The organism is Xylanimonas protaetiae (assembly GCF_004135385.1).
Classification (GTDB): Bacteria; Actinomycetota; Actinomycetes; order Actinomycetales; family Cellulomonadaceae; genus Xylanimonas; species Xylanimonas protaetiae.
The window spans coordinates 3,515,995-3,537,580 of record NZ_CP035493.1; the positions used below are offsets into that span (position 1 = coordinate 3,515,995).

21 protein-coding genes are annotated in these 21,586 nt (G+C 70.5%); 5 read left to right on the forward strand and 16 right to left on the reverse strand.

All coding sequences use genetic code 11. The features are described from left to right. Positions 1-18: 18 nt before the first annotated feature. On the forward strand, positions 19-2,079 hold the full coding sequence (locus ET471_RS16320; protein WP_242496335.1) for a HelD family protein: 2,061 nt from the start codon (positions 19-21) through the stop codon (positions 2,077-2,079). Positions 2,080-2,170: 91 nt separating this feature from the next. Here ET471_RS16320 and ET471_RS16325 read toward each other — a convergent pair whose 3' ends face one another. The 13 genes from ET471_RS16325 to ET471_RS16385 form a co-directional block, all read right to left on the reverse strand. After that, a complete protein-coding gene (locus ET471_RS16325; RefSeq protein ID WP_129190051.1) occupies positions 2,171-2,386 on the reverse strand; it encodes a hypothetical protein in 216 nt (71 codons plus the stop codon). 474 nt (positions 2,387-2,860) lie between these two features. After that, complete coding sequence (locus tag ET471_RS16330) at positions 2,861-3,988, reverse strand: FtsX-like permease family protein (RefSeq protein ID WP_129190053.1); 1,128 nt, start codon at positions 3,986-3,988, stop codon at positions 2,861-2,863. Continuing rightward, on the reverse strand, positions 3,985-4,659 hold the full coding sequence (locus ET471_RS16335) for an ABC transporter ATP-binding protein (RefSeq protein WP_129190055.1): 675 nt from the start codon (positions 4,657-4,659) through the stop codon (positions 3,985-3,987). Before ET471_RS16335 ends, ET471_RS16330 begins: the two co-directional genes overlap by 4 nt. Next, positions 4,656-5,459: a peptidoglycan-binding domain-containing protein gene (locus ET471_RS16340; RefSeq protein WP_242496336.1), complete on the reverse strand. Its 804-nt coding sequence runs from the start codon at positions 5,457-5,459 to the stop codon at positions 4,656-4,658. Before ET471_RS16340 ends, ET471_RS16335 begins: the two co-directional genes overlap by 4 nt. A gap of 283 nt (positions 5,460-5,742) precedes the next feature. Next, the gene (locus tag ET471_RS16345) at positions 5,743-6,153 is read right to left on the reverse strand and encodes a hypothetical protein (protein WP_165350521.1); all 411 of its coding nucleotides are present in this window, start codon (positions 6,151-6,153) and stop codon (positions 5,743-5,745) included. Between the two features lie 188 nt (positions 6,154-6,341). Further along, positions 6,342-6,704 (reverse strand): hypothetical protein, encoded by a 363-nt coding sequence (locus ET471_RS16350; protein WP_129190061.1) that lies wholly within the window; start codon positions 6,702-6,704, stop codon positions 6,342-6,344. An 876-nt stretch (positions 6,705-7,580) separates the two neighbouring features. Next, positions 7,581-8,156 carry a hypothetical protein gene (locus ET471_RS16355; RefSeq protein ID WP_129190063.1) on the reverse strand — a complete coding sequence of 192 codons (576 nt, stop codon included), beginning with the start codon at positions 8,154-8,156 and terminating at the stop codon, positions 7,581-7,583. A gap of 15 nt (positions 8,157-8,171) precedes the next feature. Beyond that, on the reverse strand, positions 8,172-9,308 hold the full coding sequence (locus ET471_RS16360; protein WP_129190065.1) for an FtsX-like permease family protein: 1,137 nt from the start codon (positions 9,306-9,308) through the stop codon (positions 8,172-8,174). Next, positions 9,305-9,997, reverse strand: a complete 693-nt coding sequence (locus ET471_RS16365) for an ABC transporter ATP-binding protein (protein ID WP_129190067.1) — start codon at positions 9,995-9,997, stop codon at positions 9,305-9,307. Before ET471_RS16365 ends, ET471_RS16360 begins: the two co-directional genes overlap by 4 nt. After that, on the reverse strand, positions 9,994-11,073 hold the full coding sequence (locus ET471_RS16370) for a peptidoglycan-binding domain-containing protein (RefSeq protein WP_129190069.1): 1,080 nt from the start codon (positions 11,071-11,073) through the stop codon (positions 9,994-9,996). The genes ET471_RS16365 and ET471_RS16370 overlap by 4 nt, the downstream gene beginning before the upstream one ends. After that, positions 11,066-11,680: a hypothetical protein gene (locus ET471_RS16375; protein ID WP_242496337.1), complete on the reverse strand. Its 615-nt coding sequence runs from the start codon at positions 11,678-11,680 to the stop codon at positions 11,066-11,068. The genes ET471_RS16370 and ET471_RS16375 overlap by 8 nt, the downstream gene beginning before the upstream one ends. Further along, entirely contained in the window at positions 11,680-11,862 is a 183-nt protein-coding gene (locus ET471_RS18715; protein WP_242496338.1) for a hypothetical protein, read from the reverse strand. Before ET471_RS18715 ends, ET471_RS16375 begins: the two co-directional genes overlap by 1 nt. A 725-nt stretch (positions 11,863-12,587) precedes the next feature. Further along, the gene (locus tag ET471_RS16385) at positions 12,588-12,872 is read right to left on the reverse strand and encodes a DUF3892 domain-containing protein (RefSeq protein WP_129190073.1); all 285 of its coding nucleotides are present in this window, start codon (positions 12,870-12,872) and stop codon (positions 12,588-12,590) included. A gap of 634 nt (positions 12,873-13,506) precedes the next feature. On the opposite strand from ET471_RS16385, the gene ET471_RS16390 reads away from it, so the two are divergent. From ET471_RS16390 to ET471_RS19165, 4 genes are all read left to right on the forward strand, one after another. Next, positions 13,507-14,703 carry a sensor histidine kinase gene (locus tag ET471_RS16390; protein ID WP_165350522.1) on the forward strand — a complete coding sequence of 399 codons (1,197 nt, stop codon included), beginning with the start codon at positions 13,507-13,509 and terminating at the stop codon, positions 14,701-14,703. Between the two features lie 4 nt (positions 14,704-14,707). After that, positions 14,708-15,373: a response regulator transcription factor gene (locus tag ET471_RS16395; RefSeq protein ID WP_129190076.1), complete on the forward strand. Its 666-nt coding sequence runs from the start codon at positions 14,708-14,710 to the stop codon at positions 15,371-15,373. Between the two features lie 166 nt (positions 15,374-15,539). Beyond that, positions 15,540-18,215 (forward strand): class III lanthionine synthetase LanKC, encoded by a 2,676-nt coding sequence (gene lanKC / locus ET471_RS16400; protein WP_165350523.1) that lies wholly within the window; start codon positions 15,540-15,542, stop codon positions 18,213-18,215. Between the two features lie 4 nt (positions 18,216-18,219). After that, positions 18,220-18,342 carry a SapB/AmfS family lanthipeptide gene (locus ET471_RS19165; protein WP_129190080.1) on the forward strand — a complete coding sequence of 41 codons (123 nt, stop codon included), beginning with the start codon at positions 18,220-18,222 and terminating at the stop codon, positions 18,340-18,342. 295 nt (positions 18,343-18,637) lie between these two features. On the opposite strand, the gene ET471_RS16410 is transcribed toward ET471_RS19165, so the two are convergent. Genes ET471_RS16410 through ET471_RS16420 form a run of 3 tightly spaced genes read right to left on the reverse strand, consistent with a single transcriptional unit; the run spans position 18,638 to position 21,329 of the window. After that, positions 18,638-19,279, reverse strand: coding sequence for a hypothetical protein (locus ET471_RS16410; protein ID WP_129190082.1), 642 nt, complete (start codon positions 19,277-19,279; stop codon positions 18,638-18,640). Further along, positions 19,276-20,577 carry a hypothetical protein gene (locus ET471_RS16415; protein WP_129190084.1) on the reverse strand — a complete coding sequence of 434 codons (1,302 nt, stop codon included), beginning with the start codon at positions 20,575-20,577 and terminating at the stop codon, positions 19,276-19,278. Before ET471_RS16415 ends, ET471_RS16410 begins: the two co-directional genes overlap by 4 nt. Next, the gene (locus tag ET471_RS16420) at positions 20,577-21,329 is read right to left on the reverse strand and encodes an ABC transporter ATP-binding protein (RefSeq protein ID WP_129190086.1); all 753 of its coding nucleotides are present in this window, start codon (positions 21,327-21,329) and stop codon (positions 20,577-20,579) included. Before ET471_RS16420 ends, ET471_RS16415 begins: the two co-directional genes overlap by 1 nt. Between the last annotated feature and the right edge of the window lie 257 nt (positions 21,330-21,586).

Below are 21,586 nucleotides of genomic sequence, written 5' to 3' on the forward strand. Positions count from 1 at the left end.
CTGTTCCGGAGGTCTGCCGTGCCCGCCGTCGTGTCCGAAGCCGAGCTCGACCGGGAGCGGGCGCACCTGGAGCGTGCACGCGAGGAGCTCGCCCGGATGCGCGAGCGCACGGCGAGCCTGAAGGTCCACGCCGGGGACCGGATCAGCGCCGAGGCGCTGGAGGTCACGCTGGCCCGCCGCCTGGCACAGCTCGCCGACGACCCCCACGTGCCGCTCTTCTTCGGCCGCCTCGACCACGACGAGGCGTCCGGGGGCGAGGTCTTCCACGTCGGGCGGCGGCACGTGTCGGACACGGCCGGCGACCCGCTCGTCGTGGACTGGCGCGCCCCGGTGAGCGCGGCGTTCTACCGCGCCACGCGCGACGACCCGATGGGCGTGGCGGTCCGCCGCCGGTACGGCTTCGCGCGCGGGGCGCTCACCGGGTTCGAGGACGAGGCGCTGTCAGGCCCTGCCGCGACCGACGGCGAGCGCTCCCAGATCCTCGAGGACGAGATCGAGCGCCCGCGCACCGGCCCGATGCGGGACATCGTGGCCACCATCCAGCCGGAGCAGGACGTCATCGTCCGCTCCGGCCTGGACCGCACCGTCGTCGTGCAGGGCGCACCGGGCACGGGCAAGACGGCGGTGGGCCTGCACCGGGCCGCCTACCTGCTGTACGCGCACCGCGAGCAGGTCACGCGGCGCGGCATGACCGTCGTCGGGCCGAACGCGAGCTTCCTGCGCTACATCCGCGACGTGCTCCCCGCGCTCGGCGAGGTCGACGCCACGCAGACCACCATCGAGGAGCTGGTCGGCGCGCACGCGCGCCTTCGCGGCACCGAGCCGGCCGACGTCGCCCGGCTCAAGGGCGACGCCCGGCTGGCGCAGGTGCTGCGCCGCGCCGTCTGGTCGCACCTCGCCGACCCGACCGAGGCGCTCGTGCTGCCGCGCGGGTCGCAGCGCTGGCGCGTGCCCGCGCACGAGGCCCGCGCGGCCGTCGCGCACGTGGTGGGCCGCGACCTGCGCTACGACGCGGGCCGCGAGCAGCTGCGGTACGCGCTCGCCCACCGGATCCTGCAGCAGATCGAGGCCAGCGGCGACGCGCTCGACGACCGCGCCTGGGACGTCCTGGCGCGCACCAAGCCCGTCAAGGACTACACGGCCACGCTGTGGCCCGTGCTCACTCCCACGCGGCTGCTCCACCGCCTGCTCGCGGACCCCGAGCTCCTCGCCCAGGCGTCCGACGGCGTCCTGACCGACGCCGAGCAGCAGGCGCTCACCTGGGCGCAGCCGCCGCGGACCCCCGGCGCGGCCCGGTGGACGCTCGCCGACCTCGTGCTGCTCGACGAGCTCGCCGACCTGCTCGAGCGGGCGCCGTCGGTGGCGCACGTCGTCGTCGACGAGGCGCAGGACCTGTCGCCGATGATGCTGCGCGCCCTCGGCCGCCGCGCCCGCACCGGCTCGCTGACCGTGCTGGGCGACCTCGCGCAGGGCACCACGCCGTGGGCCGTGCGCTCCTGGGCCGACGCCCTCGACCACCTTGGCAAGCCCGACGGGCACGTCGAGCAGCTCACCGCGGGCTTCCGCGTGCCCGGCGACGTCATCGAGTACGCGGCGCGCCTCCTGCCACAGATCGCCCCCGAGCTCGCACCGCCCGTGGCGGTGCGCCGCGCCCGCGGCGACCTGCTGCTCACCACGGCCCCGGCCGTCGACCTGGTCCGGACCGCGCTCGCCCGCGCCGGGTCCGTCGGGCTGATCGTGCCCGACGCCGGGGTGGCCGCCGCCTGCCGGACGCTCGCCGCCGCAGGGCTGGCGTTCGCCGTCGTCGGCGACGAGGACGGCGGGACGACGGGCGACGGCGACGCCACGGAGTTCGACGCGCGCCTCGACCTGGTGCCAGCCTCGCTCGCCAAGGGCCTGGAGTTCGACCACGTCGTCCTCGACGACCCCGCGGGGATCGTCGCAGGGGAGGCCGACCGCGAGTCCGGCCTGCGACGCCTGTACGTCTGTCTGACCCGCGCCGTCACGTCCCTGGCGGTGCGGCACGCCGACGACCTGCCTGTCGAGCTGGACGGGCCGGTGCGGCACGCCGACGCGTAGGTGCAGGTCGGGGGCGGGGGCGCGGTGCAGCAGCAGTGGGCAGTGGGCAGTGACGAGACCCGTCTGACCAGCGACGGCACGAAGGCTCGAGCTACCGAGCGGAGGACATCTTCTGGATCGCCTGACGTGAGACGCCGAGCTCTCGGGCAATGTCCGCCTGTGCGTAGCCCAGGCCCGTCAGCTCTTCGACGAGCTCGGCCCGCCGCCCCGAGAGGTCGCGCGCGACACGAGCGTGCTCCAGTGCTTCAAGGCGAACGCGCTTGAGCTCGTCGAACGTGTCGCGGTGTTCCGGCTGGATCGTCTTCATGGCCCCAGTTGACAACCACTGGTTGTCAACTGTCAACCCCTGGTTGTCGATCTTGATCCGCAAACCACCATCGACGCGCTGCAACCTGAGCGGGTCGTCGCGCACTCCAGGCCGAAGCGCCGGCCTGCGGCCAGCAACCACCGGCGGGGCTGGCTGCCCAGACCGCGCATGTCGCGGGTTCGAGCATCGAACATCGGGTGGGCCCGGCCGGTCTCGAACCGACGACATCCACGGTGTAGCCCGCAGAACTACCGCTGACCTGCATGTTCACTACCGCTGCGCGCTCCGCGGGGTCCTGGCGGGGCCAGGCGCCACAGTGCGTGCGCATGGCTCTAGGTTGACACACCGTGATGACCGCGACACGCCTCGAGGTCCGCGGCTCTGCGCGTGGCTGGGACCACGCGCGCAAACGGTAGCCGCTTCCTGGGCGGGTCCGAGACGCGAGTCCCGTGGTCGCATCGAACGGGACGTGGGCTACGGCACGCGCAGAATGCGGACGGGGTCGCGCCGGGAGGCTAGGACGGCGGGTGGTGTGGCGCCGATGAACGCGGCGAGGACGGTGAGTGTGGCGTTCCCGACCACGTAGGACGCGGTGGGCAGGGACCCTGTGGTGGCGACGAGAGCGAGTCCTGCGGCGGTGCCGACGAGAGCGCCTGCAGTGGCTGCGAAGCCGGTGTGGGTCAGGACGAGGATGACGATTACGGTGCGGGATGCACCGAGCGCCCGGCGGCGGCCGAAGTCGCGGCGGCGGGCGGCGACCATGGCGAGCATCGTGATCGAGACGACGATGACGCCGACGACGAGGACGCCTGCTTGCAGCTGCCGGGCGCCGGCGCCGAGCCGTCCGGAGACGACCTCGCGCAGCTCGCGCACGGCGGTGGGTTCCTCGATGGTGACCTGGGAGGGGTCGGTGGCCCGCATCGCGGCTGCGACGGACCGGCTCACCGAGGGGACCGCGGCGGCGGACGAGGCAGCGACAAACATGAACCGCAGGGGTTCGGTGGTGGCGGGGTCGGCGGTGATCAGGACGGTGTCGGCGAAGCGTTCGAGCCCGCCGGTCAGGCGCACGACGCCGACGACCGCCGCCTGCTGGGACGGTGTGGTGACGGGGCCGGCGCCGGAGGTCAGGCCCAGGGTGCGGGCGGCGCCTTTGCCGGCGACGGCTTCGCCGGGGTGTTGGGGCAGGCGGCCGACGAGGAGGTCGGTATCGGGTGGCAGGGCGCCCACCAGGACGCGGACGGGCACGCCGGTGGGCAGGCGGCCGGTCGTGGAGCCGGGGGCCTCGATGACGGCGTCGGTCGCGCCGCCGAACCCGACTGCCCAGTCGACGCCGTCGATCGAGGCGAGCGCCGGGACGGACTCGGCGGCGATCCCGGCCTGCCCGCCGGGGTCGGTCACGGCGATGAGGCGGGAGCCGGTGTCGTCGATGGCGGCGAGGACCTGGTGCTCGGTGGCGGCGGTGCGCCCGGCGGTGGCGAGCACCACGAGGCACACGAGTGCGACGACGAGGGCCGCCGATGCGGACGCGACGGGCTGAGCCAGGACGGCGACGGCGCCGTCGCGCAGCAGGGCGCGGGGGCGCGGGAAGCCGGGCTTGGTCATGCGACGACGACGATGCGGTGGGCGAGCGCGGCGAGGGTCTGGTCGTGGGTGGCGATGACGACGGTGGCGCCGCGGGCGGCGTGATCGGCCAGCGCGTCCCACACGATGCGCGCGGAGTCGGCGTCGAGGTTGCCGGTGGGTTCGTCACCGAACACGATCTCGGGCTCGGTGACCAGTGCCCGGCACAGGGCGACGCGCTGCGCCTGCCCGCCGGAGACCTCACCGGGGCGGTGCGCGGCACGGTGGGCGATGCCGAACCGCTCGAGGAGCTCGAGGGCGCGAGAGCGAGCGACGACGGCGTCGATGCCTGCGAACAACGCGGACTCGCACACGTTGTCGAGCACGGTGCGGGACGGGTCGAGCATCGCGTCCTGGAACACGAAGCCGGAGTACGCGGCGCGCATGCGGGCACGTTCTCCGTCGGGCAGGTTCTCGACCGCGCGCCCGTCCCAGGTGATCGACCCGGCGGTGGCGGGCAGCAGCAGGGACAGCAGGTAGAGCAGGGTCGACTTGCCCGCCCCGGACGCCCCGGTCAACGTGGTGACCTGCCCGGGCTGGAGCTCCAGGTTCAGGCTGGTCAGGATGCGTTCTCCGCCGCGCCGGTAGGCGAAGGACAGGTCGTGGGTGCCCAGTGCGACCCCGGCGAGGGAACGCGTGGCGGCGACGCTCATGAGGCGTCGGCAAAGAGCTTCACGACGTCTCCGACGGTGAGCCCGTCGACGATCGCACGCGAGGCGTCTACCGCGGTGACGGTGACCGGGACGTGCCCACCGTCCGGTGTGACGACGAACCGTGACCCGTCCGGCCCGGTGCCGAGCGCGGCAGGCGGGACCGAGGGGCCGGTGACCAGGTCGGACAGGAGCACGCTCCCTGGGAACGTGGTGTCCTTCCCCGTCACGGGAACCAGGTCGCACTCGGCGCCGCAGACGGGACCGCCGTCGGCGGCGGCCAGGTCCAGCACGACGCCGCCCGCCTCGGTCTGCGTCGACCCGGACACGACCGCAACCCACGGGTCGGCGCCCGGCTCGGGCTCGATCTCGACCCGCTGGCCCGTCACCGGCACCACGCCAGGCTGCGTCGTCCCGCCTAACGACATCGTGAACCGCGGTGCCGCATCGACCACGGCGACCGTCGCCGTCCCCGGCGTCAGGATCGCGCCGACGACGACGTCACCGGTCAGGAACACCCGCGCGGGCAAGGACGGGACGAACACCAGGTCGCCCGCGGCGCCCACGCCCGTCTGTAGCACGCCGAGCGCACGCTGCCACGCCTTGACCGCCGTCACGGTCCGGGCGTCGAAGCGTCCGCCGGCCTCACCTGCCAGGTACCCGCCCGCGACCAGGAACCGCTGGACCTGGGCCACGTCCTCCCCACGCGCGTCCCGCCCCAGGTCACGGAACGCCGGTACCGTGCCCTGCGCCACGACGGCGGGTCTCAGGTCGACCTCGTACAGCACATCGCCTGCGGACACCTGCCGACCCTGCTCGACGTCGATGCTCGTGACCGTACCCGCGGTCGCCGGAGCCGGAACCGGGGTCGTACCCCACCGCGCCGTCACCGGCAGGCTCAACGTCTGCCCAATCGTGCCCTCAACCACGGTGAACGTCGCCACCGGAACGTCCTCGGCCGCCGCCCGCGGCGGCACGAACGTCGCCCGCCCCGCCACCGCACCAACACCCAACGCCGCAACGACCGCGCCGATCCACCCGGCCCTCGCCCACGCAGTACGCGTCACCGGGCCGCCCCCGGAACCGTCAGAACCATGGCTGCGGGCACTCCTTCTCCAGCTCTGCCGTCGGCGCGACCTCGAGGTACGGCAGCCACAACGACTCGCCCGGCTCAAGGGTCCCCGAGGCGTTCTTCAACGCCAGATCCACCCAGGTGTCCTCCGACGGCGCCTCGGACACCGTGCGCCCCTGCGCCCTCAGACACGCGGCCACGTCAACCCACCGGCCGTACTCCTGACGCGCGGTCGACTCGGTGTACTCCACCGGCTCGCCCGCACCCGAACACTGCGCGAAGTCCGCATCGAACCGGTCAGAGTCCTCGTCCTTGTCCCCGACCACGCTCGCGTCGGGCAGCACTGTCACCGCCCACCCCTTGGCGTCCAGGCACGACTGCAGCGCCAGGACCGCCTCCTCACGGTTCTGCACCGCCTCAGCCATCCATGCAGGCCGCACCCACGCCACATCGGCGTCGTCCACCTCAGGCGTCGCGCACCCGGCCAACGCGGACACGAGAGCGGCAGCCCCGCACACCACCGCGATGAGCCGACGCGGAGAGGCCTGCACCGCGGCAGCTCGCCGCCGTGCGAACCTCTCGCTGTCGACGCCTCTGCGAGGCAAATGACGCGTCACACGCCGTGGCACTGCCGCTCCGGCTGTCGGTTGTTGGTGAACGTGCCGCTGGCTCCCACCGATGCGCTGTTGTTCGTCTGTGAGCCTGTGAGGGACGTGTTCACGTAGTTGCCAGTTGACGGGCGGGAGAAGTTCTGCGTGTGCCCGTCGTACTCGTGCACGACCGCAGAACTGTTCGTCGTCCACGAGAAGAGGTGGACGGTGAGACCGCTGGAGCAGTTGAGCGGGCTGTCGATCGCCCAACCAGCGGCTGAAGCCGGTGCCGCGAAGACCCTGGCTGCCGCTGCGACGAATGCGAGAACCGCGGCGGCAACGCCGCCGCGCCGGACGGTCTCGCCCCTCATGATCGGAGACTTCATATGTGCTTCCTTCCCCGTTGTAGTTGCACATCAGGCGACCCGACCCACGACTACATCGCCTATCAACGACGGCGACGCCGACCGGGGCGGCGAGAAGGGCAAGTGCGACCACCGCGACTGAAAGTATCCGTTTCATCGTTCGACGTCATCGAGACGGACTTCCGGCCATAGACCGAACGTGAGCCACCTTCGCGCATGCGCACGAACGCCTGGGAACGCCACCGCCATCGAAGGACGGCAGGTCCGCGCGCCCTCCGTATGCGCCGTTCGCGCGCCCACCGGCGAGCAGCCATCCTCGGCGACGAGCTCGCGTTCATGCCGCTGAACTGCAGGAACACCGTGCGTGCAGGCTCACGTGAGGTGGTGTCGTAGACCGAGTTCGAGGGCACGAGGCGCCCCTCGCCACGTGCCCGTTTCGGGGGTCGCGGCGTCGACGGCAACCGTCGAACCGCAGGGCTCACAGCGCGCTCGCGGGACCGGTACCTCGGGTAGCCCGTGCAGATGTTTCATTCATATGGATGACGCCATCAGCACTCCGCGGTCCATCACTCACGGACGGAACTAACTCGCCCCTGTGGTCCCGGACACCTCATGGGTTGCGTCCGACCGCTTCGGTCTAGTCAGCGGGTTCAGCCGTTGCGCAACGACTCCATCGAGATATGCCCGGCACCTCTCGGCTTTGCCCTTGACCTCCGGGTCCGCCCGCTAGCTTCGATCTTTCATCGGGCCGGTAATGCCGAGCGAGGCCCGGTCGCTCGCACCGTCTCGGTCACCAGCGCCCCACCGGCGTTCCCGACCGCGCCCAGAGCGCGGAGATAGTTCCGTGACGCCGTATCCGCGCGGGAACAACGCGAGCATCACGACCTGGCGAGTAGGTCAGAAACTCAGCGCCGCCGACGGACCGTCCTGCGTGCAGCGAGCATACAGAGCCTGGTACTCGGCGTCGTTTGCGAAGTCTGCGCTGTCAATGACGTCCTGGAACGGGACCCACGTGTCCGGTGAACGCTCAAGGACGTCCTCAACATAGGTCTCCTCGCTCGGCGGATCGGTTACCTCATACCCGGCGTCCTCGAGGCAAGCGGCGGTGTCAAGGGCATGGGAGTACCAGACCACAGCGTCCTCGCGCGACGGGATCCCCCGTTCGCCGTGCTTATCACCACACGCAGTCATCACCTCGCTGAACGCTCGGGCGGCGGCCTCACTCTGATCGTCGAAACGGTACGTTCCGTCGGCGGACGCCTCGACGTCCCAACCGGCATCCTTCAAGCAGGAGCTCATAGCCTCGGCGTACACCTCCTCGGACTGCCGTTTCTCGGCCATCCACCCCGGCTCCGTCCAGGCGACATCGGCCGTCTCGGGTGCCGCGCCACCCGAGCATGCGGCGACACCACACATCGCCGCCGTGGCGACAAGGACGGACATGAACCGGCGGGCGGAACTGTGCGCTGTCATGTGGACTCCTGAGAGTTAGGGCACGCGGAGGATGCGCAGCGGGTCGCGGTGTGCGGCGCGGGTGGCGATGGGTGTGGCGGTGGTCACGGTGAGCAGGAGCGCGAGCCCGGCGACTCCGGCGACGAACCACCAAGAGGGCAGCGACCCAGTCGTGGCCGCGAGGGTGACGACGCCGGCGGCGGTGCCGACGACGATCCCAGCGAGCGCACCGAGGGAGGACTGGGCGAGGGTCGTGGCGACGAGGGCGGAGCGGGTGGCCCCCAGGGCGCGGCGGCGGCCGAAGTCGCGGCGGCGTGACGCGGTCGCGGAGGCCATCGTCACGGCGATGATCGCGGCCCCCACGCCCATGACGACGGCCATGAGCTGTCGGGATGCGGCCCCGAGGCGTCCGGCGATGACGTCGCGCAGGGCGATGGCACCGGCCGGGGTCTCCACGGTCAGCGCGCTCGGGTCGAGGGCCGGGGTCGAGGTGCGCAGGACGGCTTCGAGCCGGTCGATGACGGCGACGTCGTCGGCCATGACGTACACGTACCGCAGGGTCTCGGCGTCCTCGGGCGCGGCGGCGATGAGGATGACGTCGTTGAGGTGCGCGAGCGGGCCGGTGGCCTCGAAGGCGCCCACGACGGCGACGGGGTCTTCGCCGGGGGCGCCGATGGGTCTGATGGTGCCGAGCCCGGGGCCGAGGTGCAGCACCGCGGTGACCCCTGTCCCGGCGATGGCCTCCCCGGGCCGGGGCGGGCGGCCCTGGACGATGGCGAGGTCGGCGGGCAGGTCCCCGACGACGGCCCGCGAGGCTGCGCGCCCGTCGGGCAGGGCGGGGTTGGTCACGTCGACGGCCTCGCCCAGCCCGAAGGCCCAGGTCGTGTCGGACAGCCCGGCGAGCCGGTGGGGGGCGGTGGCCTGGATGCCGGCCTTGCCGCCGTCGTCGGACAGGGCGATCAGGCGGGTGCCGGCGGAGTCGATCTGCTCGACGATGCGGGCCTCGCTAGCCGCGGACTGACCGGTGGTGACCAGCACAGCGAAACACACGACGGCGAGCACGACGGCGAGCGTGAGCGTCGTCGTGCGCTGGGCGCGGGCGCCGTCGACGGCGTCGCGGGCCAGGTCCCGCACCCGCGGGATGCCCGACCACGTGTCCCGTGCCGGGCTCATGATCCGACCCCGGTCCGCGTGGTGACGCGGCCCTCGACGGTCAGGCGCACCTCGTGGTCGGCGCGGGCGGCCAGGGTCTTGTCGTGGGTCGCGACGACGACGGTCGCACCGGTGGCCGCGTGGTCGACCAACGCCTGCCACACGATCTCGGCCGAGGTGTCGTCGAGGTTCCCGGTCGGCTCGTCGGCGAACACCACCCGGGGGTCGGTGAGGAGGGCGCGGCAGATCGCAACCCGCTGGGCCTGCCCTCCCGAGATCTCCCCGGGCCGGTGGTCGCCACGATGCTCGACACCGAACCGGCCCATGAGATCGCGGGCGCGTGCGGTCGCGGTGGCGCGCGGCATCCCGGCGAACAGTGCCGCGTCGCACACGTTCGCCAGCACGGTGCGTGACGGGTCGAGCAACGCGTCCTGGAACACGAACCCGACGTGCGCGGCCCGCAGCCGCGACCGGGCAGCGTCAGGCAGGCTCGACGCCGGCCGGCCGTCCCAGACGACCTCCCCGCCCGCAGGGCGCAGCATGAGCGCGAGCAGGTACAACAGCGTCGACTTGCCGGACCCGGACGGGCCCGTGAGCGAGCACACCGCCCCGGCCGGCAGGTCGAGGCTCACATCGTCGATCACCGGCACAGCCCCGGCACGGTAGGCGAACGACAGGCCGCGCGTGCCCACCACGGAGGCCGAGCTCACCGCCCGGTCCCCGTCCCGGTCGTCTCGTCCGCAAGGACGACGACCGTGCCCTCCTCGACACCCTCGAGCACCACGGAACCCTGGCCCTGCCCTAGGATCGTCACCGGCGTCCTCGTGCCGTCCGTCAGGACGACGTACGCCTCCCCCGACGCCTCGAACCACACGGCCGCGGCGGGCACCCCCGGCCCGGTGACGTCGGGTGTGACGACCTGGCGGGCGTCGAACACGGCCTCGGCCGGGTCGAGCGGTACCAGGTCGCACCGGTCCGCGCACACCGACGACCCATCCTCCCGGGTCAGGGTCAAGACCCGACTCCCGGACTGGTCGTCACGCGAACCCGCGACGACCGCCGTCACCGTCTCCTCGCCAAGCGTGACCTCGATCGGCAGCGTCGCGTCCACAGTGACCCCGGTCGGGACCGTCGCGACGAACTGGGGCTCGCCGTCCAGCACGGACAGCACCGCGTCACCGTCCGCTACCCGTGCCCCCACCCCGAACCCCTCGGCCACCTGAACACGCGCGGGAAGCGCAGACGCGAACACGATGTCCGCGGCACGGACCACACCGTCCCGCTCGACACCCAGGCTCTTCTGCCAAGCCCGCACCGCCATCGCTGTCGCGGCGTCGAAGTCGCCGTCCGCCTCGCCCGTCAGGAACCCCGCACCGGTCAGGAACCGCTGCACCTGGACCACGTCTGCGCCCTTCGCGCCCTGGGACAGGTCCCGGAACGCGGGCACCTCCCCCACGGCCGCGACCACCGGCCGCAGGCCCACCGAGTACAAGCGGTCACCGGCATTCACGGTGCCGCCGTCAGCGACGTCGACCGACGTCAGCACGCCCACCGCTGCGCCCACACCGAACGGGCGCGCGTCCCACACGGCGGAAACCGGGACGGGCAACGACCTGCCCACGGTCAGCTCCTCGACCGTCACCGTCGCCGGGACGTCGATCGACTCGTCGACCTGCGGTGCGACGAACGCCCACCGCCCGAACACGACCCCCAGACCAGCCGCGACCACCACGGCCAGCACCCACGGCAACGAACGCGGGCGCACCCGTGCCCGACCGTCAGCCATCGTCGCCCGTCGGAGCAAGCACCCAGAAGCTCGGGCCCGGCTGCGGGCACGCCGTCATCAGCGCCGCCACCTCGTCCTGCGTCATGCTCGCACCGCCCACCCCGCCCAGCATGGCCTCGTACGGGTTCCACGCCGACACGGGCTCGGAGTCCTTCCACGCCTCCTCGCTCGGAGCCTCGGGCACCTCGAACCCGTGCGCCACGATGCACTCACGCAACTGGATCACCCGCTGATACGCCGCCGCGTCGAACGCCCACAACTGATGCTCCGGCAACGACACCCGCGCGTTGCACTCCGCCGCAGCCGCATCCACGCGCGCCTGGACCCCCGCCGGAACCTGACCGGTCTCGTCCGCGAGGTTGACCATGCCGACGGTGCCGCCGCCGATGCTCCGCACACCCTCCAGACCGAACTCGGCATAACACGCGATCATCGCGGACTGGAACTCCTCGTCCGACTGACGCACCTGCGCCATCCAGCCCGGAGCAACCCAACCCTGCGCAGCCGGAAGCCCGCGGTCGTCAGCCCCGCAGCCCCCCAGCACCACGGCGCCCCCGACGAGTGCGACGACGACGCCGACCCGCCGGGGGCTGTCCTGCTGACCCATCACGTGCCGCAGTACCCGATGCCGGCGGTCGCCCCGGCGCCGCTCACCGACCAGCTCCCGGACGAGTAAGCACCGACCACGGTGTACTGGACGCCCGTCTTCTGCGTGGAGTCGGTGAACGAGTGGCCAGCAGCGTAGACAGTGATCGAGCCGGTACCACCCTTCGTCCCCGTCGACTTCACGAAGATGCTGCCGGGACACGTCTGGGTCCCACTCCACGTCCCAGCGAGCGCAGGAGAAGCCATGGCTACTCCCCCGACTCCAATGGCGCCGGCCACACCGACGACCGCCAGCTTGCGCATGAAACGATGCACTCTGACCTCCTTCTTCTCTGCGGACGACCCTGCCCGAGCACACATGGTGGCAGGCGGAACTCCAGCCGCCATCGTGTCGCTTGACTCTCCGGCCGATCTTCACGGAGTTGCTTTCGGTCCCACGCTGGCGCCCTGGGACGTCAACGCGCTGGTCAACGCATTGCGCTCACCACGCCCTTACGATGCCGCGACCGCGTCAAGTGATGGAACGCGCCAAGCGCGCTGTCCTGCCAACTTCGTCCAAACGGACGACGTCACCGCCGTCGGCATATCGCGCACCATCCTCCCCACCACCGGTTCACTGGCAAGAGGCCACCGATCCCGAGAACTGAGGGCGAACGAGCGGAAGCCCGCTCGCAGCGACGCTGAACGCGCTCTGGAGCCGGCTGACCGTAGACCTCACCGGTGACCGCGGCCCGGACGCCTCTTCGTCGAGGAACCGTCACAGTCACACCGGGTGCACCGCGAATGGGTCGTGCCGACACTCGTCGTGCCGTTGCGCTTGAGACTGGCACCGAATACCGAACACATCCTTGGATGGCCGGCACCCGCTCGGTTCATGCTTCCAGGGACTGACGAACCGGCAAGGATCCCTAGAACCGAGGCAGGGAGAGCAGACTGTCGGTCCACACCCCGTTCGCCTGCGTCCGCAAGTAGGGCTCCCCACGGTGAGGCTTGACGACGCCGACAGACACCACCGTTCCAGCGGACTCTACGAAGGCCCTGCCGCCCTCCTTGTCAATCCATTCGACCATCGCGGCCTTCGAACTCGCGTACGCTTTCCCGATCTCGCTGCTGACCCACGCGTAGTGGGTGATGTGCTCGTGGTCAACGTTGCCGTTGCCAGATAGCCGGATATGGGTGATGCGCACGGACACGCTCAGCTCCTCCTCGTGAGATCGACCTCCGCTCGCCCGGGCAAGAAGCGCCGACGGGCAAGTGTCATCGCCGCCCAGCGCCGTCGACGCCACGAAACCTGCAAGGGAGCCTGCATACCCGGTCTTCCGCGGCATGGGACGCGGCGGAGATGCCATTGCCGCCCCGTCTGGATCGAGTCCGACTCTAGGAGCTGGCCCGCACGCGGCAACGAGGAACGGCACGCCATCCTGCATGTGGCCGATCTGTAGAGACGCCTCTGACCTCGAGCTTCACCCGTCCAGCGGAGCTCGACGCATCTGCTCCCGGTCACATGCCATTCATCCATTCAGACGAACGGTGGCTCTGGGGCACTCCAGTCGGCGAAGCCCTGGGCATGTTGCCCGAGCGGAGAGGCGCGCACGGGTGTCGATCGAGGTTCCTGGATGTTCCAGGAAGGGAGCACCGAACCGCTACGCCCAGACCCGGGACGCCAGTCCGGGCGCACGCAGATGGGATGCTGAAGACTTGGCGCCGCAGATCCGGGAGATGTAGGTCGTTATGGGTGTCGTGAGACGGAAGGGCCTGACCCGCAGGCGTGGCCGAGAGGACGCGGGATCCGCCTGGGCCGTTGCCGTAGTGGTCTTCGGCGCGAGCGTGGCGCAGGCACTGAGCGAGATCATCCCTGCGTGGGGGATGGCGATCGACTGGCCGCGGGCTGGCGTGATCTCCCAGCCACTCTTCGTCGCCCTCCTCCTCGCCGGGTTGGCGCTCGCCTGTGCCGGCGTCGTGCTGGCTCGCAGGAGCCCCGTCGCTGGGTGGTTGCTCGCGTTGGGCACCTATGCGGCGCTCGTCTTTGGGCTCGACGCGCCGGCGTGGCTCGACGCGTGCGCGCTGCCGCTGGCCGTCGCAGTCTTCCTGCTCGCCGAGCGGGGTCCGGTCCTGCGCGGTTTGTGGGTCGGTGGGGTCACGCTCGTGGCGGGCGGTCTTGTCAACTGGGTATGGGCGGTCGTGGTTGCCGGTGCTCCAGCCCCAGAGGCAAGCCTCTTCCTCGTGCGCGTTCTTGCGGCGTTCGCGCCTCTCGTCTCTGCTGGGGCGGTGCTCGGCGCGCTGCATGGAAGGCAGTCGCGTCGAGCCGACGCGGCGCGCGCCGAGGCCGAGTCGGTGCGCCTGGGTCAGGAGCGGCAGCTGATGCAGGCACGTGAGGCCGAGCGGGCACGCATCGCGCAGGAGCTTCACGACGTTGCCGCCCAGCATCTGGCGGGTCTCTTGTCGCTCGCCGACGCAGCCGTTGACCTCGCCGGTGACCAACCGGCCACAGCCGTTGCGCTGGTCACGGAGGTGAGAGCGGAGGGCCGGTTCGCGGCGGCGAGCATCTATGGGGCTCTGAGCGACCTCCGGTCGCCGGAGGCGCAGCGCGTGGCGCCCACGCCCGGGGTCGACAAGATCGCCGACCTCGTAGACAGCTGGGGTGCGCGCGGGATGACCGTGGACCTCACCGTCGTCGGTGACGTGACCGAGCTGCCTCTGGTGGTGTCCGCGACCGCTTACCGAGCCGTGCAGGAAGCACTGGCGAACGCCGCGAAGTACGCGCGAGGCTCGACGGTGTCAGTCAGTGTTCTGACGGACGCAGCACGGTTCACGGTGGCCGTCGAGAACGGACCCTCACCTGCGACGTCGCACGGCGAGGCGGGCACGACGGGCTTAGGGTGGGGCCTGACCGGCCTGCGCCAGCGTGCAGCCCTTCTCGGAGGGGTGCTCAGCGCCGGACCAAGCGAGCAAGACGGATGGCGCGTCTCCGTCCAGATCCCCCTGGCGGAGCCCGCGACGACAGACGCACAGACCGCACACTGACCCCGTGACCAACACCCAGTCGATCCGCGTCCTGATTGCCGACGACAACGCCGTCGTGCGCCGCGGGCTCCGAATGCGCCTGAACCACGCCGAAGGCATCCAGGTCATCGGCGAGGCGTCGAACGGCCGCGACGCCGTGACGATCGCGCGACGAGAGAACGCAACAGTCGTCCTGATGGATCTCGAGATGCCGGGAGACGGACTCAAGGCCACGCGCGCGCTGGCCGGACCGGGCGTCGAGAACCCGATACGAGTCATCGCACTGACCGCGCACGCGGAGCCCGCCTGGGTCATCCAGGCGCTGGAGTCCGGGGCGGTCGGCTACATCCTCAAGCACGACATGCGCCGTGTCACCGCCGCCATCGAGGCCGCCGCCCGCGGTGAGTCGCCCCTCTCGGCCGGCGTTGCCGCCCCCGTCATCCACGAGTTCACCCGCCGCAGGACGACCGACATCGCCGCAGACGAGTCGATCGGAATGCTCTCGCCCGCCGAGCTCGCAGCGGTGACACAGCTCACGCGCGGGCGCACATCCAACGAGGAGATCGCAGCCGCCCTGTTCCTCTCAGTGAACACCGTGCGCTCTCAGCTTTCGTCCGCGCTGCGGAAGACAGGCCTGTCGGATCGGACGCAACTCGCTCTGTGGGGGGTTCGCCGCGGACTCGATCGGTGACACGGCATGCGGCTGCCGCGGTAGTCCGTCTGGATGAAATCCGCCACCCAATCATGCGTTCTCGGTGCTCCTAGACCCGTCGCATCGGTCTCCAATGTGCCAGCGAGTTCCGCCGCGGCCTCGCGCTCCGCTCACGAGAACCATGGAGTGTCGGCAGTTGGACCCGATGATCGCCCACTTCGCAACGACCGATGCTCTGTTCTACGACAGACCCAGCACCGCTGCCGACGAACCGTCCTTCTCCGTCGCCGATCTCGACTGGGTGGGCTGGCAACACGACAACCGGGAACCGTGGAGCCACTGGCACCCGATCGGAGTCTGGCTACCTGACCAGGGCTGGAAGGTGCACGTCAGCACCGTCGCGCGGTCCGCCGACGAGGTACTCCGGCGGGTCTCAGAGTTCTGCTGGACGCACCGCCTCAGCTTCAAGCACCTCGAAGGCCATGCGCAGCTGGCAACGGTGAATGCGAAGGACGCAGATCGCGGGTCTGCGGGGAAGTTCATCACGGTCTACCCCGAGGACCAGGAGCGCCTGCATCTCACGCTGACCGGCCTCGACGCCGTGGTCGGCGGCATGCCAGGCCCGTACATCCTGTCCGACCTTCGCTGGCGCAACGGGCCGGTCTACACGCGCTTCGGCGCCTTCAAGAAGATGTGGACCCGCGACGACCGCGGCCAACCCATCCCCGCCCTGCGTCATCCGGCGGGGCACGCGGTCGAGGATCCACGCACCGCTGGCTTCACCCCGCCGCCGTGGGTGCCGATGCCGAACTTCCTGGAGCGGCCGCTCGCATCGCTGAGTGATGCTGCACCGCCAGCCGACTTCGGGTACGACATCACACGAGTCCTGCACTACTCGAACGCCGGTGGCGTGTACGAGGCGCGCGGCAAGAACGGGGAGCGCGTCGTCCTCAAGGAGGGTCGCCCGCATGCTGGCATCACGCCCGACGGGCGCGATGCGGCAACACGCGTCAGCGACGAGGAGGCGGCCCTACTGACTCTGGCTGGCCCCGACGTCGTTGCGGTGAGGGACGCATTCACGCTCCACGGCCACCGGTTCCTTGCACTTGAGCACGTCGAGGGCACGCCCCTCAACGCCGAGATCGCCCGCCGCAGTCCGTCGATCCATGCAGACTCGACGCCGTCTGACTACGCCGCCTACCGGGAGTGGGCGCTGCGCATCTCCGACGCACTCTCCCGAGCCGTGTCTCGCTTGCACGCCGCCGGGCACGTCCACGGTGATCTGCACCCGCGCAACGTGATCGTCCGTCCCGACGGACACATCGTCCTGATCGACTTCGAGATGGCACGGCCGGCGACCGAGCACACGACGACCCTCGTCGGAGCTCCGGGGTTCGTCGCACCAGACCGTCGCGGAGGCACGGCCGCGGACCGTTACGCACTCGCCTGCATCAGGGCAGCCCTGTTCACGCCGCTCACGGCCCTGATTCCTCTGGACTCGCTGAAGGCCCGGGACCTCCTCGAGAACGCGATGGTCACGTACAACCTGGACGACGCGTGGATCGGTGCCCAGCTGGCGGACCTTGGCCTCTCGAGACGCGACGCCGGGCGGCGCGGTGCAGGCCATGACCTTGCCCGCCTTGGCCCGGCGGGTGATTGGGACACGACGACACAGACTGGGATCGCGGCTGTCCAGCACCGCATCGACCGGGCCCTCCATTGGTCGGCGGACCTCAGCCGCGTCGATCGCCTCTGGCCAGGTGACCCCCAGCAGTTCCACGAGAACGGCATGGGCCTGGCGCACGGAGCAGCCGGCGTGGTCCACGCCCTGGCCTCCGCCAACCTCGACGTCCCCGCTGGCGCACTCGACTGGCTCACCGCAGCGGCGAGTCGTCCCAACCCCACAACTGGCGAGCGGCCGGTAGGCCTGTTCGACGGGCTCGCTGGCGTCGCATGGCTGCACCGCCACCATGGCCGAACGACTGATGCCGACTCGATCCTTGACACGCTTCGCACCACCGACCTCGACTCGCTCGGCCCTGACCTCTACAGCGGCCTACCGGGCCTCGGGCTCCTGCTTGTCGCCGAGAGCCCCCGTCATCCGGAGCTCCTCGACCGCGCTGACGCGATCGCGAGCCGCCTGACGGACTACCACACCACCCAGCGCCCGCGCCTCGACCCCACCGTGACGGCCCATGTCGCACGAACGGATCACGCGGGACTCATGTGGGGCGCATCCGGGACCGCGCTCTTCGCGCTGCGCCTCTACGAGCGCACGAGTGACGCGCGGCACCTGCACCTAGCGATGGACGCACTCGACTACGACCTCGCGCACTGCGCCGTCGCCGACGACGGATCGCTCCAGGTCAACGAAGGGTGGCGCCTCAACCCCTACCTGGCATCGGGCTCAGTCGGCGTCGGCCTGGTGGCAGCGCAAGCCCTTCGACACGCACCCGACCCCGAGAGGTACGTCGTCGCAATCGACGGCATCACCCGCGCCGCGTCCGCACCCTTCACGATTGAGTCCGGTCTCTTCTACGGCCGCGCAGGGATGGTTCACTACCTCTTGGCGCTGAGCCGCCTCGGCCTTGCAACCGAGGCATCCGCCGAGGCAGTGACTCGCCACGTCGACCAGTTCCGCCTCCACGCGCTACGGCACGGCGACGGCATCGGCTTCCCCGGGCGAGGTCTCATGCGCATGTCGTGCGACCTCGCCACCGGGTCTGCGGGGATCCTCACCGCACTCCGTGCCCACGAGCTCGCTGCGTTCGATCCACTCGCCCCCGGGTGGAGCGACCTCGTGCCGCTCCTCCTTCCCACGCAACAGCCTCACGACGCCGACCCACGCGCCGTGGCCCTCACTGCCACCGGAAGGAGGTGAACCCATGGGCTTCCTCCTCAGCCTCCAGACCCTCGAGACCGACGATCAGGACCGGTCCGGCGTCGCTCCCGTCAGCACGTACAGCTTGACGCTATGCGTCAGCTCGCTGTCGCAGTCCCTCTGCTGATCGGCCGTCAGGGTGGCCGCCTAGTCGACGGTCGAGGCGGCCACTCCAACGGCGCGTTGTCCCATCGAGGGTGGTCCGGGCGTCGTCCGTCGGAGCATCCCGGATGCGCGCCGGCGGGCCAACCGGCGACGACCACCTCGCCGACCCACACTCTGCGGGACCCAGCTGCCCGTCACGCGTCTTGACGCCGATGTGGTCAATGAACGCCACACATCTCGGTCAGGTGATGCAGATCGTCGACGCACCCTGCCGAGCCCAGCGTGTCTCAGTGCAGCGCTGGTCCGCCAGGCGTTGGTTAGCGGACGACCGCCGCGCTCTCGACTGCGAGCCGTGGTTGACGAGGGCCGGTGAAACGGGGGCCACCCCGCCGGGTGGTGCTGCGCATCCACGCAATGCCCCCCAGACAGATTGCGCCGACCGCGAGGAGCCAGGAGTCGAGGTCGGACGACGGAGCCGCCGCCCAGTTCCACGCTTCTGGGCCTTCTGTGGTCCAGCCCCATCGGATCAGTGGGGCCAGAGCAACAAGTGGGATCACCCATGCGAACGACATGCGGATGACCACGCCTGAGATCAGTGCGAGGCCGAACCAGCAGAGGCTTCCTCGGACGGCCAGCGCTGGTGCACCGGTAGCGGTGAAGAGCTCGGTAAGTGCGCTGAGCCCGAGGGTTACTGTCAATGCCGCCAGAAGGTGGAGGTGGCGAACGCGTTGCAGCGGGCCGGTGTCAGTTCGATCGATCTGCGGGACAGGCGAGTCTAGGCTCGCGACCGCTAGTGCGGCGCTGAACAGTGGGAGCACGGCGCGGTAGGGCATTGAGACGGGTACCCCGTCGGGTGCGAGCGTCAGTGCCCTGCCACCGATGAGGATGGTGGCTGTCGCCAGTGCTCCCAGCGCGATGATGGCTGCACCGACGCGTCGGGATCGCAGGTAGAGGATCACGCGCACGCGTCCTGCACAGCCGCCTTCATCGTGGCCGTGCGGGCTGCGATCCACGCATGCCGGTCTGCCTCGTCTGCCTGCCAGATCCGGTTCACCTCGGCGATGTCGACGTCCGCCGAGTTGCCGTACCCGCGTGGTCGCTCGCTGTCCTCGATCTGCATCTGGAACAGCGCCGCGAGGGCGAACTGGGCCGTGTAGTACTGCTCGAGGGCCGGGTCATCCGCCGGCGGGTCGCACTGCCATTCCGGGGCCAGCGACCGGGCGATAGCACTTCCAAGGCTATCGGTGAAGAACCAGGTTCCTTGGCCCATCGCGAGGAAGTTGTCGCCCCGGCTCAGTCCGTACTCGTCGATGCGCGGCATCAAGTGACCGCCCACCGACTGGGCTATCGCGTCAGCGCGGTCAGCCTTCGCGGCCAGCGCAGGAAGCAGCCGCACGTTCTCGGGCCAGACGCATACGACCGGGTGTGTGTCGCTGCACGGCGGGTCGGCCGCAGGAGCGCGGGACTGGACGAGCGGTGGGCTTGAGACGACGAGTGCCGTGCCCACGAGCACAGTCACGGCTCCGGCGACGGCCATAGCACCGGCGCGAGGACCCCACGGGTAGATCCGTCCGACACGCCGTGCCCGCAAGGTGGTGACCAGCACCGGTGCGACGAGGGCCAGGACGACGACGACAAGTGCCTCCAGGACCGCTCCGACGACGCCGCGCACGTTGAGCTCGTCCCACGGCCGACCTTCGATGAAGATTCGCGTGAAGGCGGCCCCGGGCGAACCTTCGCCCAGACCTTGGAACCAGATCGCGCGGACGAACGTCGCCAATGCCGCCGCGACCGGCGCAAACCACACCGGCCCGCCAAGACAGCCGAGTGCCACTCCAAAGGCGACGCTCCCGAGAGCGAACGAAAGCGCCATCACGAGATACGACGGCCAAAAGAAGCCGGATGGTGCTTGCGCGGCGGCGTTGACCACCGCGGCACAAACGATGCCAGCCAGGATGACGACGCAGACCATGACCAACCGCGCCAACAGCATTGCCGTCGTCGTTGAGCGCCACCCGATGCCATCGAGAACGGCTCCACGCTGCCTTGAGCGCTGGAGTGCATCCAGCGCACTCAGACCTGCGGCGGCGGGACCCAAGAACATCCACGGCGCTCCGATCGCAGCCGAGGCCATCGGCCACACGCCGCGCCAGGCTGCGACGTCGTTGAGCATCAGGGCGACCTGCGCAACCGCAAGAGCCAAGACACCCAGGGCGAGGACCGAGCGACGCAGCTCGGTCCATACGATCGTCCGCATCAGGCGTCGACCCTTTGGGTCGCTCCGGCCAGCACGCTCATGTAGCCGCGCTCGATCGGCGAGTCGCCTGGTGCGCCTACAGCGCCCGCCTTGGCGAGCTCCTCCGGTGAGCCCCGGAACCGAACTTTGCCCTCGTCGATCACCACGACCTCAGAAGCGACGACTGCAACGTCCTCCACCAAGTGGGTCGACAGGACTACTGCAACATCCGCCAGCCCCGCGATGAGTGAGCGGAACTGCAGACGCTGCGCGGGATCCAGGCCCACGGTCGGTTCGTCTAGTAGGAGCACCCGCGGCTGCGCCACAAGTGCCGCGGCAAGCCCGACCCGCTGAACCATGCCGTCGGACAGTGCACGCATGCGCCTACCCCGGACCGCATCCAGCCCCACGCGGTCAAGCATCGCGCGAGCGGCGGGCCCCCGTTCCCTCCTCGCCATGCCCTTGAGCCAGGCGGCGTACTCCACAGTCTCCTGCGCGGTGAACGACGGCACGTACCCAGGTTTCTGGGGCAGGAAGCCGATCGCCCGGCGCGCCTGGCGCGCACCTGCCTGCGTAGCGACCGGGTGACCCTCGAGGATCACCCGGCCGCTCGTCGGGGCGAGCTCGCATGCCAGGATCGACAACAGTGTGGTCTTGCCCGCACCGTTGGGCCCAAGCAGGCCCAGTCGTGCCTCCGCCGGCACATCCAGGTTCAACGAAGACAAAGCCTGGGTCTGTCCATAGGCGCGTGACACTTCATCGATTCTGAGCATCGATCTAGCCGCTCTCCCCTTAAGTTACTTTCCTCAGCCGTGGTAGTTGACGCGAGAGCCGGCCTGCACGGCGAACACTGCCGCGCCGCTGTCGAACGTTACAGTCGAGTTCGCCCCGATGTAGCGGTCCGGTCCGGTGTAGTCGCCCTGACCGGACCGCTTGATGTAGGCCCAGTAGTAGCCGGTCGCCGTCGCCGGGGTGGGTGGGCGCTCGGGGGTAGGTGCAGCGGGTGGCGGATCCCGATCCCGGCGCCTCG